At 69.7% G+C, this 14,953-nt stretch carries 12 protein-coding genes; 1 reads left to right on the forward strand and 11 read right to left on the reverse strand.

What is annotated here, in order from left to right:
- Nucleotides 1–3 precede the first annotated feature (3 nt).
- From fliL to fliF, 7 genes are all read right to left on the reverse strand, one after another.
- The gene (fliL, locus tag BDK63_RS03800) at nt 4–483 is read right to left on the reverse strand and encodes a flagellar basal body-associated protein FliL (RefSeq protein ID WP_183329996.1); all 480 of its coding nucleotides are present in this window, start codon (nt 481–483) and stop codon (nt 4–6) included.
- Nucleotides 484–638: 155 nt separating this feature from the next.
- Entirely contained in the window at nt 639–1,913 is a 1,275-nt protein-coding gene (locus tag BDK63_RS18625; protein WP_183329997.1) for a flagellar hook-length control protein FliK, read from the reverse strand.
- A gap of 18 nt (nt 1,914–1,931) precedes the next feature.
- Nucleotides 1,932–2,390: a flagellar export protein FliJ gene (fliJ, locus tag BDK63_RS03810; RefSeq protein WP_183329998.1), complete on the reverse strand. Its 459-nt coding sequence runs from the start codon at nt 2,388–2,390 to the stop codon at nt 1,932–1,934.
- The gene (gene fliI, locus BDK63_RS03815; protein WP_183329999.1) at nt 2,387–3,778 is read right to left on the reverse strand and encodes a flagellar protein export ATPase FliI; all 1,392 of its coding nucleotides are present in this window, start codon (nt 3,776–3,778) and stop codon (nt 2,387–2,389) included. Before fliI ends, fliJ begins: the two co-directional genes overlap by 4 nt.
- Nucleotides 3,775–4,557: a flagellar assembly protein FliH gene (gene fliH / locus BDK63_RS03820; protein WP_343065269.1), complete on the reverse strand. Its 783-nt coding sequence runs from the start codon at nt 4,555–4,557 to the stop codon at nt 3,775–3,777. The genes fliI and fliH overlap by 4 nt, the downstream gene beginning before the upstream one ends.
- 22 nt (nt 4,558–4,579) lie before the next feature.
- The gene (gene fliG, locus BDK63_RS03825) at nt 4,580–5,584 is read right to left on the reverse strand and encodes a flagellar motor switch protein FliG (RefSeq protein ID WP_183330001.1); all 1,005 of its coding nucleotides are present in this window, start codon (nt 5,582–5,584) and stop codon (nt 4,580–4,582) included.
- A complete protein-coding gene (gene fliF / locus BDK63_RS03830) occupies nt 5,577–7,316 on the reverse strand; it encodes a flagellar basal-body MS-ring/collar protein FliF (protein ID WP_183330002.1) in 1,740 nt (579 codons plus the stop codon). The genes fliG and fliF overlap by 8 nt, the downstream gene beginning before the upstream one ends.
- Before the next feature lie 251 nt (nt 7,317–7,567).
- On the opposite strand from fliF, the gene fliE reads away from it, so the two are divergent.
- Nucleotides 7,568–7,897 (forward strand): flagellar hook-basal body complex protein FliE, encoded by a 330-nt coding sequence (fliE, locus tag BDK63_RS03835; RefSeq protein WP_183330003.1) that lies wholly within the window; start codon nt 7,568–7,570, stop codon nt 7,895–7,897.
- Between the two features lie 17 nt (nt 7,898–7,914).
- Here the strand turns inward: fliE and BDK63_RS03840 are convergent, their stop codons facing one another.
- From BDK63_RS03840 to BDK63_RS03855, 4 genes are all read right to left on the reverse strand, one after another.
- The gene (locus tag BDK63_RS03840; protein WP_183330004.1) at nt 7,915–8,283 is read right to left on the reverse strand and encodes a flagellar protein FlaG; all 369 of its coding nucleotides are present in this window, start codon (nt 8,281–8,283) and stop codon (nt 7,915–7,917) included.
- Nucleotides 8,284–8,423: 140 nt separating this feature from the next.
- On the reverse strand, nt 8,424–10,394 hold the full coding sequence (locus tag BDK63_RS03845; protein WP_246385757.1) for a methyl-accepting chemotaxis protein: 1,971 nt from the start codon (nt 10,392–10,394) through the stop codon (nt 8,424–8,426).
- Between the two features lie 279 nt (nt 10,395–10,673).
- Entirely contained in the window at nt 10,674–12,362 is a 1,689-nt protein-coding gene (locus BDK63_RS03850; RefSeq protein WP_183330005.1) for a methyl-accepting chemotaxis protein, read from the reverse strand.
- 168 nt (nt 12,363–12,530) lie between these two features.
- Nucleotides 12,531–14,759 (reverse strand): EAL domain-containing protein, encoded by a 2,229-nt coding sequence (locus BDK63_RS03855; RefSeq protein ID WP_183330006.1) that lies wholly within the window; start codon nt 14,757–14,759, stop codon nt 12,531–12,533.
- Nucleotides 14,760–14,953: the final 194 nt, after the last annotated feature.

Consider the following 14,953-nt stretch of genomic DNA (forward strand, 5'->3'; position numbering starts at 1 on the left):
GCGTTATTGCACGATGAATTCGGTGAACAGCACGTCCTCGATGGCCAGCTCGGGCTGGTGCTCGGTCATCGGGTCGTGGAGCACGGCTAGCACCTTGTCGGCCAGCGCCTCCTTGCCGCCGGGGCCGGTCAGCTCACGGGCCTCCTGGCCGGAGAACAACAGCAGCAGGCGGCTGCGCACCTGGGGCATGTGCTCCTCGAGGATCTCCCGGGTCTCGGTATCGCCGACCTTGAGCGACATGCCGGTGTAGAGCAGGCGGGTGCCGTAGACGTCGTCGGCCAGGTTCACCGTGAAGGGGTCGATCTTGACGAAGATCGGCGCGCGCCGCTCGGGCGTCGCCTGGACCTGCATCGCGGACGTACTGTCTCCACTGCCCTGGCCGAGCACCAGGTAGATGGCCGCCGCCGCCGCTGAGGAGGAGAGCACCACCAGCACCATCATGAGCCACAGCAGCTTGCGCGAGCCGCCCTTAGAATTCGCCATTGCCTTGCTACCTCTGGGCTGTGCCCGAAACGTCCACTCTTGCCACCCGTGCCAGTATGCGGACCGGGAGGCGAGCATGATGAAGGGAACAGGCCCCGCTAAGGGGCCTATCTCGGCTTTTTACCTGCCGTTCGACGCCGGGCTGGCGGCTCGCCTCAGGCGTAGAGATCCACCCGGCCGTCCAGTGAGATATCGGCCGGCGATGCCGCGACTGAAGCGGCCAGCGCCTCGCCCTCCTCGCCGGGTGCCGCGTCAGAGCCGCGCGTGCCGGTGCCGCCCTGGCCGGCCAGCTCGCCCCCGGTGTCGTCTTGGCGCTGCTCACCCACCGAGGTGTCGCCCAGGCTGATGCCCTGTTCGGCCAGCGCCTCGCGCAGCTGGGGAATCGCCTGCTCCACCGCGCCCCGCACCGACGCGTGGGCGGAGAGGAACTGGGCCTGGGCCGCCTGTTCGCTCATCTTCAGGGAGATCGTCAGCGGGCCGAGCTCGGCCGGGTTGAGGTGCAGCTCGATGCGCTGCTCGCCCCCGCGCTGGCCCAGCATCATCATCTGCTGGCCGACCTGCTGGCTGAACTGCTGGGGCCAGGCGGGGCTGTTCAGGGGCGCGGAGAGGGCGGCCGCGTTCGGTCCGGCGCCGGCCGCCGGTGAGGCCAGGCTGCCAGGCTGGCCGTTCAGCAGCGCCGCGAAGCCCTCGCCGCGGGGCTCGCTCCCGCGCCCCTCGCTGGCGGTGAGCTGCCCGTCGGGCCGCGGGGGCAAAGCGCTGATGGCGGGCTCGGCGGCCCGGGGGGCGGCCCCCTCGACGGCTGGCCTTGCCGCGGCCCCTGCCCTGGCGTCGAGGCGCTCGGCCTGAGCGAGCGCCGGCGGCTCCATGGCGGAGAGCCGCGGGGGCGCCTTTCCGTCGGCAGCGGCCTCGCCATGGCGCAGGCCGCGGGACGCCTCGTTGACCCCCGGCTGGGCGGCGACCGCCAGGGCGGCCCACTCGCCGGCAGCGGCCATCTCGGGCTCGCCCTCCGGCGACACGTTCGCGGCTGGTGCCGGCAGCGCGGCGTGGTGGGCCTCCGTGGATGGCATGGCGGCCTCGGCGGTGGGCGGCGTCTCGGCCTGCTGGCCCGCCGCCTGGATCAGCGCCAGGCGCTCGGCGATCTCGGCCAGGCGCGCGTCGACGCCCTCGGCGGGCAGCTCGCCCAGCGCCTGCATCATCGCGTCCAGCCGCCCCTGGGGCAGGTCGATCTCCAGCGCGGCCAGCGGCGAGGCGGCCAGCCCCTTCGCGGAGGCGCCGGGCAGCTGGGTGCCGGCCTGGCCGGGGGCGCCAGGGGCACCCGCCGCGCCGAGCCTTTCCAGTGCCAGCGAGAAGCCGCCGTCGCCCTGGGTGGGCTTGCCGGAGAGCGCCTGGCCTTTGCCGGCCACGCCGGCGAGAAGAAGCGAAATGTCCATGGTGAGGTCTCCGGGGCGTCAGGATTCGCTGGATGGGCGACTGCGCAGCAGGCGGCTGTTGACCAGGTCGTCGCTGGTGCGCAGCTCCTGGCGCTGGGCCTTGCGGTTCTGCTGGGCGGCGCGGCGCTCGGCCAGGGTGTCGTAGGAGGAGAGCCGGCGCTGCTGCTGCTGCCACTGGGCCTGGCTCTGGCCCACCCGCTGCTGCTGGGCGGCCAGGGCCTGTCGGGCCCGCGCCAGGGCGTCATCCAGCGAGTCGAGGAACCGCTGGTAGTTGCGCATGGTGGCCGGGTCGATGCCCTCGCGCATTGCCTGCTGGAGGCGCTGGGCATACTCGAGGCGGTAGCGGCCCAACGATTCGAGCTGGCCGGCCACCTGGCGCTCGCTCTGGCGCTCGCCGGCCAGGGCCTGGCCGGCCTGGTCCCGGGCGTCGCGAGCGAGGCCGATCAGGGTGTCGAGGGGGGTGGAGGGGGTCGTCATCGTCTGCCTCCCAGTGCCTGTGCCAGTTCCTGGAGCGCCTGCTCCATCGGGGCGCGTTCGTTGATCTGCTGCTGCAGGAAGGCCTCCAGGGCCGGGTAGCGCTGTACCGCCTCGTCCAGCTGCGGGTCGTGGCCGGGGCTGTAGGCGCCGACGCTGATCAGGTCGCGGTTGCGCTGGTAGCGGGAAAACAGCCGCTTGAACGCCTGGGCCATCTGGCCCTGCTCGTCCGAGATGATGTGGGTCATGGCGCGGCTGATGGAGGCCTCGATATCGATGGCGGGGTAGTGGCCCGCCTCGGCCAGCTCCCGGGACAGCACCACGTGGCCGTCGAGGATCGCCCGGGCCGAGTCGGCGATGGGGTCCTGCTGGTCATCGCCTTCGGTCAGCACCGTGTAGAAGGCGGTGATGGAACCGCCGCCCCGCTCGGCGTTGCCGGCCCGCTCCACCAGCCCCGGCAGCTTGGCGAACACCGAGGGCGGATAGCCCTTGGTGGCCGGCGGCTCGCCGATGGCCAGGGCGATCTCCCGCTGGGCCATGGCGTAGCGGGTCAGGGAGTCCATGATCAGCAGGACGTCGCGGCCCTCGTCGCGGAAGCCCTCGGCCAGGCGGGTGGCATAGGCGGCGCCCTGCAGCCGCTGCAGCGGCGAGGTGTCGGCGGGCGCGGCCACCACCACGGCGCGGCGGCGCCCCTCCTCCCCGAGGATGTTGTCGATGAAGTCCTGCACCTCGCGGCCCCGCTCGCCGATCAGGCCGACCACGATCACGTCGGCCTGGGTGAAGCGGGCCATCATGCCCAGCAGCACCGACTTGCCCACGCCCGAGCCAGCGAACAGGCCCATGCGCTGGCCGCGGCCGACGCTGAGCAGGGCGTTGATGGCGCGGATGCCCACGTCGATCTGGCGATCGATGGGCGCCCGGGAGAGGGGGTTGAGCGGCGGGGTCTGCAGCGGGGCATGGTGCACCTCGTCCAGGGCGCCCTTGCCATCCAGGGGCTCGCCGTTGCCGTCGACCACCCGGCCCAGCAGCGCCTCGCCCAGCGGGAAGCGCCTCGCCCCGTTGCCGCCCTCGCCCAGCGGGAAGACCCGCGCACCGGGCAGCAGGCCGGTGACCTCGGCCAGCGGCATCAGGAACAGCTTCTCGCCGGCGAAGCCCACCACCTGGGCTTCGGCATGGCGGGGTGGGTCATCGCTGTAGGGCGCCGGCAGCTCGATCCGGCAGGCGCTGCCCAGCGGCGCCTGCAGCCCGACCGCCTCGATCACCATGCCGGTGGCGCGCACCACCCGGCCGCTGGCGCGGAACGGCGGTACCTTCTCGACCCGCGAGCGCACCTTGAGCAGCGACTGCTGCCAGCGCTGGTGATGGGGGTTGGCCGTTGCCACGCCGTTCATGCGCCTGCCTCCGGGCTGGCTGAGCCGTCCGGGCTGGCCGAGCCGCCGGCGTCACCGCTCGCCTCGGGAGTGGGCTTGCGGCGGCGCACCTGGCGCTTCACCGCCGCCCAGCGGCTCTCCCAGGTGGCGTCGAGTTCGCCGCTGGCGCTGGTCACGCGGCAGCCGCCGCGGGTCACCTGGTCGTCGGGCTGAAGCACCCAGCCGGCCGCTACCAGCTCCTGGCCCAGGTGCTCCTCCACCAGGGCGTGGTCGCGCGGGTGCAGCCACAGGCGCGGCTTGCCAGTCATGGCGGGTTCGGTGTGCAGCAGGGCGCGGACGATCTCCAGCACCTGCTTGGGGCGTGCCTTGAGCGCCTCGCCGGCCAGCTGGCGGCCGGTGGCCAGGGCCAGCTCGACCAGCTCGTTGGCGACCTCCTCGTCGAGGCGGGCCAGCGCCTCGCCGAACTGCTCGGCCAGCGGCTGAAGCGGCGCCAGGGCCTCACGGGCCTCGCGCTCGAACGCCTGGCGGGCCTGCTCGCGGCCCTCCTCAAGCCCCTTCGCCAGGCCCTGGGCATGGCCCTCGGCGTGGCCGGCCTCGAAGCCCTCGCGGTGGCCCTGCTCGCGAGCCTCCTGGCTGACCTTGTCGCGCAGGGCACGCAGCTCGGCCTGGCGCTGGAAGGCCGCCTTGCGCCGAGCGGTCTCGTCCGCGGAGGGGGCGCCGGCCTGGCCGGACTCGCGGGGCGTGCGCAGCTCGCCCATCCGCCAGGGCCGCCAGCTGACCTCGGCGTCCTGCAGCGGCACCGATTCCTCCTGCGGCCGGCGCTCAGACATAGGTGTCGTCTCCGCCGCTCAGCACGATCTCGCCGCTGTCGGCCAGGCGGCGCACGATCTGCAGGATCGCCTTCTGCTCGGCCTCCACCTGGGAGACGCGGATCGGGCCGCGAGCCTCCATGTCCTCGCGGACCAGATCGGCGGCACGCTGGGACATGTTGCGCAGGAACTTGTCCATGAGCGTCTCGGGGGCGCCTTTGAGGGCCACCACCAGGGAGTTGGTGTCGATCTCCTTGAGCACCAGCTGGATGCTGCGGTCGTCCAGGTCGAGCAGGTTCTCGAACAGGAACATCTCGTCGATGATCTTCTGGGCCAGGTCCTCGCTGTGGGCGCGTACCGTCTCGATGACGGCCTCCTCCTGGCTGGAGTTCATCAGGTTGAGGATCTCCGCGGCGGTCCGCGCACCGCCCATCTTGCTGCGCTTGAGGTTCTGGCCGTCGAGCATGCCCGAGAGCACCTCGGTGAGCTCCTGCAGGGCCGCCGGCTGCACGCCGCTGAAGGTGGCGATGCGCAGCACCACGTCGTTGCGCAGCTTGTCGTCGAACAGCTCCAGCACGTCGGCGGCCTGGTGGCGCTCCAGGTGGATCAGCACCGTGGCGATGATCTGCGGGTGCTCGTCGCGGATCAGCTCCGCCACCAGCGAGGCCTCCATCAGGTTCAGCGCATCGATGCCCGAGCTGGCGCCGGAGCTCTCCAGCACGTCCTCGATCAGGCTCGAGGCGCGCTCGCTGCCCAGCGCCTTGGTCAGCACGGAGCGGATGTGCTCGCTGGAGTTGAGGTTCAGCGCGATGAACTCCTCGGTCTCGGCATGGAACTCCGCCAGCACCTGCTGCATCTCCTCGTGGGAGACCTGATCGAGACGCGCCATCTCGGCGCTGATCGCCTGGATCTCCTTGGCCGACAGGAACTTGAACACCTCGGCCGCGCTGTCCTCGTCCAAGGCCAGCAGCAGGATGGCGCTGCGGCGGGCGCCGCTCAGGTTCTGTGCCTTACTCATGCTTGTTCATCCAGCTGCGAACGATCATCGCCACCATGCGCGGGTCCTCCTGGGCCATCTCGCGCAGGTCGCTCAGGTTCTGCTCATAGGCCGAGGCCTTGCGACGGCGCTTGCGCGGTGCCTCGTAGGTGTCTTCCTCGGCGTTGCCGGCGGTGTCCGGCGCCTGGGGCTTCTCCTCCTCGTCGCCGACCTTCACCCGCAGCGGGGCGTTCATGGTGGGCTGTGGCAGGGGAGCCTGGGTATGCCGCTTGATCAGCGGGCGCAGCAGCAGCAGGTAGAGCAGCAGGGCGGCCAGGCCCACCAGCAGGTAGCGGCCCAGGGTGAGTGCCAGCTGCTGAATCTCCGGCGACTGCCACCACTCCAGCGCCTCGTCACGCTCGTCGAGACGGTTGAAGCGGCTGTTGACCACCTCGATCGCGTCGCCGCGTGCCTGCGAGAAGCCCATGGCCTGGCGCACCAGGCGCTCGATCTGGGCGATCTCCACGTCGGTCAGCGGCACCCGCGCAAGCTCGCCCTCCTCGTTCAGCTCGTCGCGGTAGTTCACCACCACCGCCGCCGTCAGGCGCTCCACCTGGCCCAGACGGTGCTGCACGTGGGAGACGCTGCGGTCCACCTCGTAGTTGGTGACCTCGTCCTGGCGCAGGTTGTTGATGGCCTGAAGCGCGGCCTGCTGGGCCTCGCCGTCCTCGCCTTCTTCGCCCTCGGGCAGCTCGATGGGCGAGGGGGCGGTGCCGGGGGGGGTGTTGCTCAGCGCGCCGGGGATGCCCTGGGCCAGCCCCTCGTCCCCATTGTAGGAGATGCTGGCCTGGCGGCTGCGCACCGCCGCTTCGTTGGGCGGCTGGTTGGGGCCGTAGCGCTCGGCGGTCTCCTCGCGGCGTGAGAAGTCGATCTGGGCGGCCACCTGGGCGCGCACGTTCTCGCGGCCCAGCAGCGGCACCAGGATGTTCTCGATACGCCGCTGGTAGGAGCGCTCCACCTCGTCGATGTAGTTGAGCTGGGAGCCGTCGAGGTCGTGGCGGCTGGCCGCCTGGGAGGAGAGCATGCGGCCGTCCTGGTCGACCACGGTGACGTCCTCGGCGGAGAGCTCCGGGACGCTGCTGGAGACCATGTGGACGATGGCGCTGACCTGGCCGTCGCCGAGCAGGCGCCCGGGATGCAGGGTCAGGATCACCGACGCCTTGGCGGGCTCGCGATCGCGCACGAACACCGACTGCCGCGCCATCGCCAGGTGGACACGGGCCCGGGAGACCGGCCCCAGGGACTCCATGGAGCGGGCGAGCTCGCCCTCCAGGCCGCGCTGGAAGTTGACCTGCTCGGCGAACTGGCTGATGCCGAAGGCCTGGTCGTCCATCAGCTCCAGGCCGACGTTGCCGCCGCGGGGCAGCCCCTGCTCGGCCAGCTGCAGGCGCAGGCCGTGGACCTGGTCGCCCGGCACCATCAGCACCTGGCCGCCCTCGTTGAAGCGGTAGGGGACGCCGCGGCTGTCCAGCTCGCTGATGATGCGACCGCCGTCGCCATCGCTGAGGTTGCTGTAGAGCACCCGGTACTCCGGGCTGCGCGCCCACATCAGCAGCGCCACGATGATGGCGATCGAGGCGGCGCCGGCGACCATCAGCAGCACCATGGGGTTGCCGCGCAGCTGCCCCTTCAGGCGCTCGAGGCCTGAGGGTGCGGCGCCGCCCGGCGGGGGCGAGGCATTCTGGGAGCCGGTGGCGGTGGCGCCATTGCTCATGCCCACCACCCCGCGGGGGCAGTGTGGGCGGGGGCGCTCACTGTCATTGAAGAAGAGGGCATGTCCTGCGTCCGTCCATCGCGGTAGGCCGCCTGCAGCAGGCGGAACTCTGATGGACGCCATTATCCCGGGCGGCGTCGAGCCCGAACCCGGGAAAAAACCCGTTTTTCATGCGCAATTGCCGGCATGGGCTGGCCGGGCAGGGTGCTAGCCTTGGCAGCATCGAATCGTCTGCCAGTCGAGGTCACACCATGAGTTCACCCGCCATCCAATCGGCCCTGTCCCAGATGCAGTCGCTGGCGACCCAGGCGGCCGGCCAGTCGGCCAAGGGGCAGCAGGTCGCCACCTCGGTGGGTGCCGGTGGCTTCGCGGGGGAGCTGCAGGCCTCGATCCAGCGCATCAACCGCCTGCAGCAGGCCTCGGCGGCCAAGGCCGAGGCGTTCCAGGCCGGCGACCCTGGCGTGGAGCTCAACGACCTGATGGCCGACATGCAGAAGGCCAGCGTGGCCTTCCAGATGGGTGTCCAGGTGCGCAACCGCCTGGTGACGGCCTACAAGGACGTAATGAACATGCAAGTGTGAGCTGGCCGAGCCCGGCGTCATGCCTCCAGGTTGACCAGCCGCCCCTGCACCTCGCCGAGCCGCTCCGCCACCCGCAGCACCTCCTCGGCGGGAATCTGACGGATCACGTCGCCGCTCTCGCGGTCGACGATGCGCGTCACCACCCGCGACTCGAACTCCCCCAGCTCGAACTGCACCCCGTAGTTGCGCATCACCTCGTTGATGCGCTGCAGGGGCTCGACCAGCTCCCCCTTGCCCAGCGCCACGCTGCTGCTCTCGGCCTGGGAGAGCGCGCCGCCGGCGGTGGGCAGGGTGGCCAGCACCCGCTCGACCTGCTGCCGAGGCGTCAGGTCATGCACGGGTGCCGTGGAGGGGGCCGAGGTGGCATCGGTCAGCGGTGAACTCATGGCCAGCTTCCTTCTTCTTCTGGTGTATGCCGGGGCAGGACGGCCGCGATGTCAGGGCATCGCGGCCGCGCCGCAGTAACTCGCTACTCCTTCTATCGGCCAGCCGGCCGCGACACTTTAGCGGCCGGGTGAGTGACGGCTCAGGCGAACTCGGCCTGGGCCTGCCGAGGCTTCATGAGGCCTTCCAGGGTCTGAGGCGCCTCGCTGACCTTGAAATGCCCGATCAGGCCGGCCATGTCGGTGGCCTGGTCGTCCAGCGAGCGGCTGGCGGCCGCCACCTGTTCCACCAGGGCGGCGTTCTGCTGGGTCACCTCCTCGAGCTGGGCCACGGCCTGGTTGATCTGCTCGATGCCGGCGGACTGCTCGGTGGTGGCCGAGGACATGTCGGCGACCAGCTCCGCCACCTTGGCCACCTGCCGGGTGATCTCCTGCAGGGTGTCGCTGGTCGCGCTGACCAGCTGCTCGCCGGCATCGATGCGGGCCACGTTGGTGTCGATCAGGCGGCGAATCTGCGAGGCTTCCTCGGCGCTGCGGCTGGCCAGCTTGCGCACCTCCTGGGCCACCACGGCGAAGCCGCGGCCGTGCTCGCCGGCCCGGGCGGCCTCCACCGAGGCGTTCAGCGCCAGCAGGTTGGTCTGGAAGGCAATGTTGTCGATGGCGGCGACGATGGAGGTGACCTCCTGGTTGGCGGCGTGAATCTGCTGCATCGCCTCCTGAGCCTGGGCCGCCACGTCGCTGGCCTCGCGGGCCTGGCCGGCGACGCCATCGGTCATGCTGCGCGCCTGCTGGGCGTTGTCGGCGGTCTGGCGCACCGTGGCGGTGATCTGCTCCATGCTCGAGGCCGTCTCCACCAGCGAGGCCGACTGCTCCTCGGTGCGCTGGGCCAGGTCCTGGTTGCCCTGGGCGATCTCGCCGCTGGCCACCTCCACCGAGAGCGCGCCCTGGCGGATATTGGCCACCAGCTGCTCGGTGTCGGCGGTGGAAGCGTTGAAGGCGCGGTAGAGCCGCGACAGCTCGTCGCTGCCCGGCACCGCCAGGCGGCGGGTCAGGTCGCCGCCGCGGCTCTCGATGTCGTCCAGGGCCGCACGCAGCGAGCGCACGATGCTCTGCACCACCAGCACCGCGAAGAGGATGGCCAGGCCGGCGGCGACCAGGGTGATCACCAGGTAGCCGACCAGCTCCTGGCGGGCCTCCTGCCTTAGCCCCGCGGCCTCGTCCAGCACGCCCTCGGCCACCGCGTCCTCCAGGGCCTTGAGCCGGTTGATCTTGGCCGTCTGCCAATCGAACCACTGCTGGGGATCGACGTTGTAGCCGCCGGCGACGCCACGCTCCAGGGCGATCTGGCGCAGCGGCAGGACGCGCTGGACCTCCTCGCCGGCCAGGATCTCCGACAGCCGGTCGCGCATCTCGGCATTGGCCAGGGCCCGGAAGCTCTTCAGGTAGGCGCCCTCCTGGCCGAGCATCGACAGCAGCCGCTGGTGGGTGGCGGTGCGCATCAGGTTGGCGCTGAAGGCGTTGGCCAGCAGGGCGCGCTCGACTCCGGCCAGGTCCTTGGCCTTGAGCAGGGTGAAGTAGGCGCCGAGGCGGCGCGAGATGCCGGCATCGGCGGTCAGGTGCGTCACGCGGCCGACCATGCCCATCAGGGCGTCGTTGAGGCCGGTGTAGTGGGCCACCGCTTCCTCCGCGCCGGTCTCGAGGCGCTGCACCTGCTGGCGAACGGCCGTGGTAGCCGCCAGGCGCTGCTCGATGTCCGCGGACTGGCGGGCCAGGTCCGCATCCAGCGCCGCCAGGTCGGTACCGGCCAGGGCCTCGCGGAAGTCGCCGATGGCCCGGTCGGTTTCGGTGCGCTGGGCGCTCAGCCGGTTGCCGAACACCTCGCCACGGCTGCCGATGAAGCCCGAGGACATGCCCCGCTCACGCTGCAGCTCATGGACCAGGTTGCCGGCATGGCGGGACAGGGCCGTCAGGGTTTCCAGCCCGGCCATGTTGGTGGCCAGGCGCTGGCGCTCGAGGATGCCGCTGCCGGCGAACCAGGCGAGTGCCAGGAGCGGCAGCAGCAGGGTGAGCAGGAACTTCCTGCCCATGGGAATGCGGTGCAGCAGGTGGCGCATCGAAAGTCTCTCCAGGTCGCGGCGGCGGAGGCCGCCGATCCATCGTGTCGGTTAACCGGGCAGGGGAAGCGGGCGGACTCTCGTTGTGGTTGTGTCGCGGTCTGGCGGCCTGCCTGTAACCGGTATCGGCGGTATGACTTCAGGCTTGAGCGGGCCAGAACCTGCATCGACGAGGCGGCTGACCTGTGTCAATTTCCGCGCTCGATCAAGGGCGGCGGCCACCCGCTGCGGGGTGGCCGTGGTAAAGACGAGAGCCATGGTGCGGGGCTGGGAGCGAGGTCAGAACTCGGCCCACTCCTCCTGGCGCTGGGGAACCTGCGGTGATGAGGGCTTTTCACGCTGTCCGTCAGGCCGGCCGGTCGGCTGACGAGTCACCCGTTGCCTGGCGGTGTCATCGACCTGGGGGCCCGAGCGGGTCGTGAAGGCGGCGGTCAGGTTCGCCAGGCGCGTGGCCTGATCCTCGAGCGAGGCGGCGGCGGCACTCGTCTGCTCCACCAGGGCGGCATTCTGCTGGGTGACCGAGTCGATCTGCGAGATGGCGATATTGACCTGCTCGATGCCTCGGCTCTGCTCCTGGGTGGCCTGGGTCACGTCATCCATCAGAGAGGCCACTCGGCGCACCGATTCGGCGAGCTTTCGGATGTTATCGCCGCTTCGGCTCGCCTGCTCGGCGCTTTCCGACGTCTTCCTGCGGCTGGCCTCGAGCATGGTGCGAATCTCGGCCGCCGAGGCGGCGCTGCGGCTGGCCAGGGCACGCACCTCGCTGGCCACCACGGCAAACCCGCGGCCATGCTCTCCGGCTCTCGCCGCCTCCACCGAGGCATTCAGGGCCAGCAGGTTGGTCTGGAAGGAGATGGCGTCGATCATGCCGACGATATCGCTGATCTGGGCGGATGTCTGCTCGAGCTCCCGCATCATGCCGAGCATCGTCTCGGCCTCCTCGGCTGACGACATGGCGGTATCGGCCGCCTGTGACGAGAGGCCATTGGCTTCCAGGGCGTGTTCGGCATTCATCTTCACCGTGGCGGTCAGCTGGTCCATGCTGGCGGCGGTTTCCTGGAGGGCCGCGGCCTGCTCCTCGGTGCGGCTCGCCAGGTCCTGGCTGCCGGTGGTGATCTCTCCCGAGCCGGTGAAGATGCTTTCGCTGCCGACCTTCAGCTCGGTGACGATGCCTTCGAGCCGCTGCTGCATCTGCTGAAGGCCGAGCCACAGCCGTCCGATCTCGTTCTTGCCCCGGGCCTCGATCCGTGCCGTGAGATCCCCGCTGGCAATCTGGTTGAAGTGGCCGATGATCTTCTCGATCGGTGTCACGATGGTCATGGTCAGGAACTGCCGTGAAGCGATGACCATCAGCATGGCGAGCACGATCAGGCCCAGCGAGATGAGGTTGGTCTGCCGGCTGCCGGCCGCATCGCTGGCGAGCATCTCCTCTGCACGCAGTTCGCTGAACTGGATGAAGTCACGCACGACGCTGTCCAGTTGCCGCGAGGCCCGGCCGACCCCCTGCCAATGCGACCGGGCCTCCTCCAGGCTGGCGGCCATGAGCATGGCATCGAAGTGCTCACCGGTAAGGGTGTCGAACGCCGCGTCGACCCGCTCGATCAGCTCGGCTCGTCGGCTGCCCTCCGGCACGCTGACGGAGTGAAACTCCGCCAGCCTTTCCCGCGCCCGAACCAGCGACCGGGCTGCCACCTGCTTGGCTTCCTCGGCCAGGCGGCCGTTCTGTTCGAGCTCTCCGGCGTCCAGGGCGTCCTGCAGGGCGGCACGGACTTCCGCAAGATTGACCAGCGAGCGGTTGATGGCATTCATCTGGACGATGCCGGTGTCGGCAAGCTCGCTCAGTGCCGCCGAGCCCGCGCGGTTGGTCACGAAGCCGACAGCGGCCATGGCCAGCATGAAAGTGATCAGGAGGGCCATGACCAGGGTAAGCCCAGCCTTGATCGAGAGGTCGTTCACGAGCCGTTTCATCGGTGTCTCCGGGGCATGCGCCCCTGCCAGTCTGGGGTGTATCGGCATCCCATGCCGCTACTGGCAGTGATATCGTCACGTCGAGGCACCGGGTTGAATTGCTTTTCACTATCCCTTGGTCGTTTCTGATAGCGCTCTCCCTGCGCAGGTCTGATCGCCGCCATGGGTTCAGCGCGCCGCGAGGCAGCCGTTCTCCAGGAAGGCTTGAAGGGAGCCGAGTGGCATGGGGCGGGCAAACAGGAAGCCCTGGTAGAGGTCGCACCCCTGGTCTTCGAGGATGCGACGCTGCTTCTCGTTCTCGACACCCTCGGCGACGACGGTCAGCCCCAGGCGATGGGCCATGGCGATGATGCCGCTGACGATGTCGACATCCCGCTCGCTGCTGGCGAGTTCCTGAACGAAACTGCGATCGATCTTCAGCTTGCCGATCGGCAGGTGCTTGAGATAGCTCAGGCTCGAGTAGCCGGTACCGAAATCATCGATGGAGGCGCCGATGCCCATCTCCTGCAGCGCGAAGAGCCGCTCGATGGCGAGCTCGGTGTCTTCGAGCAGGATGCCTTCGGTCAACTCCAGTTCGAGGCAGCGGGCCGGCAGGCCGCTGCTTGCCAGGATGCGACTCAGGGTGTCGAGGAAGCCGGGGCGCTGGAACTGAAGCGGGGAGAGGTTGACCGCCACCCTCAGCTCGCCGAACCCCTGGCAACGAAGATCGGACAGGTCGCGGCACGCTCGCTCCAGGACCCACTCGCTGATGGGAACGATCTGGCCCGTCTCTTCGGCCAGGGGAATGAAGACCCCGGGCGAGACGTAGCCATGCACGGGGTGCCGCCAGCGCAGCAGCGCCTCGAAGCCGGTGACCCGGGCACTCCTGGCGCAGACCAGTGGCTGGTAGTGCAGCTCGAACTGGCGGCCCTCGATGGCAGCCTGCATATCGCGGCGAAGGGCCAGGCGCTGGCTGACCTGAGTGTCGATCTCGCTGGTGTAGGTCCGGCAGGTGTTCCTGCCCAGCTTCTTGGCGCGGCGCATGGCCAGGTCGGCCTGCTGCAGCAGGGTGGTCGGGTCGTCGACGCCATCGGCGCTGAACGAGAGGCCAATGCTGACGGTGACCACCAGTTCTTCCTCTTCGATGCAGTAGGGCCGCGACAGGATTCCCAGCAGAGAGTCGGCAAATGCCAGGGCGGCCTCCTCGCTCTCCAGGTCGGGCATCAGCACCACGAACTCGTCACTGCCGAGTCGCGCCAGGGTGTCCAGCGTCCTGAGCTCATCGCGCAGCCGCCGTGCCACCTCGACGAGCAGCCTGTCGCCGATGGCATGGCCGAGGCTGTCATTGATGGTGTTGAGGTCATCCACGTCGAAGAGCAGCACCGCCAGCAGACGCTCGCTATGGCCGGCCAGGATCAGGTCATGACGCAGGCGATCCTCCAGCAGGCTGCGATTGGCCAGCCCCGTCAAGGCGTCATGGCTGGCGTGATAGGCGAGGCGGTCCTCGTAGTCCCGGTTCTGGGAGATGTCGTTCTGCACCCCGACATAGTGGGTGACCGCGCCGCTGAGGTCCTTCACCGGGGAGATGAACAGGTCGTTCCAGAATGGCGAGCCATCCTTTCGGTAGTTGCGCAGCGTCGCCTGCACCTCCCGCTCCTCGGCCAGGGCCTGGCGCAACCGGTCAACGGCAGCCGGGTCGGTGTCGGGGCCCTGCAGGAATCGGCAGTTGTGGCCGAGGGCCTCCTCCCGGGAGTAGCCCGAGATACGCATGAAGGCCGCGTTGACGTAGATGATCGGATGGTCGGGCCGTGAGGCGTCGGCGATGATCACCCCGTTGATGCTGGCTTCCAGGCTGCGCTCGAGGATGCGAAGGCGGGTCTCCTGCTGCTTGCGCCGGGTCACGTCCCGGGCGATGCCGTAGACCCCGGTGACCTGGCCCTCCACCACGATCGGCATGTTGATGACGTCCAGCTCATGCCGGTCGCCGCTGGCATCGACCAGTGACAGCTCGAAGGCCTGCACCTCGCCATCCCTCGCCCCCATGAAGTGTTCCTGGGTCTGGGGGTGATCCCTTGCCTCCACCAGCGTCGAGAAGTGCTGCCCGACGATATCGGCCTCCCTGAGGCCCGTGATCTCCTCGGCGGCCCGGTTGACCCCGACGAAGATCCCCCGGGGGTCGAGGGCGAACACGCCGTCCGGGTTGAAGGTGTACAGGGAGCGAAACCGCTCCTTGGCGGTGGCCAGCTCCCGGGAGCGGGCCTGCCCGATGGCCAGCATGCCGAGGTTGACGCTGAGCAGGAAGGTCAGCACGAGCCCCGCCAGCCAGGTGGTGGCCGGCAGCAGGCCGCTCAGTCTGGCCAGCGTGAGCGTGTCCCCATGAACCGCGACGCGCAGGGGAGTGGCCGATGCAAGTGACACCTGGCGCTGGGTGAGTGGGCCTCCATTCGCCAGGGCGGGCAATGCGGGGGTATCGGCGAGCCGATGCAGCGACGTATCGCCATGGGCTATATGAATGTCGTAGACATGATGGATTGACCTGCCCCGCCTCAACGTCGTGGGTTACGTTGAGGTGGGGACACCCAAACACAGAGCCACTATTGAGGGAGGCAGGT

The sequence above is a fragment of the Halomonas campaniensis genome, from assembly GCF_014193375.1.
In the GTDB taxonomy this organism is placed as follows: Bacteria; Pseudomonadota; Gammaproteobacteria; order Pseudomonadales; family Halomonadaceae; genus Halomonas; species Halomonas campaniensis.

Excerpts from the sequence above, each read along its gene's own strand:
- BDK63_RS18625 (WP_183329997.1), bottom strand. The coding sequence starts at position 1,913 with ATGGACATTTCGCTTCTTCTCGCCGGCGTGGCCGGCAAAGGCCAGGCG.
- fliL (WP_183329996.1), bottom strand. The coding sequence starts at position 483 with ATGGCGAATTCTAAGGGCGGCTCGCGCAAGCTGCTGTGGCTCATGATG.
- fliJ (WP_183329998.1), bottom strand. The coding sequence starts at position 2,390 with ATGACGACCCCCTCCACCCCCCTCGACACCCTGATCGGCCTCGCTCGC.
- fliG (WP_183330001.1), bottom strand. The coding sequence starts at position 5,584 with ATGAGTAAGGCACAGAACCTGAGCGGCGCCCGCCGCAGCGCCATCCTG.
- BDK63_RS03840 (WP_183330004.1), bottom strand. The coding sequence starts at position 8,283 with ATGAGTTCACCGCTGACCGATGCCACCTCGGCCCCCTCCACGGCACCC.
- BDK63_RS03845 (WP_246385757.1), bottom strand. The coding sequence starts at position 10,394 with ATGCGCCACCTGCTGCACCGCATTCCCATGGGCAGGAAGTTCCTGCTC.
- fliF (WP_183330002.1), bottom strand. The coding sequence starts at position 7,316 with ATGAGCAATGGCGCCACCGCCACCGGCTCCCAGAATGCCTCGCCCCCG.
- fliI (WP_183329999.1), bottom strand. The coding sequence starts at position 3,778 with ATGAACGGCGTGGCAACGGCCAACCCCCATCACCAGCGCTGGCAGCAG.
- fliE (WP_183330003.1), top strand. The coding sequence starts at position 7,568 with ATGAGTTCACCCGCCATCCAATCGGCCCTGTCCCAGATGCAGTCGCTG.
- BDK63_RS03850 (WP_183330005.1), bottom strand. The coding sequence starts at position 12,362 with ATGAAACGGCTCGTGAACGACCTCTCGATCAAGGCTGGGCTTACCCTG.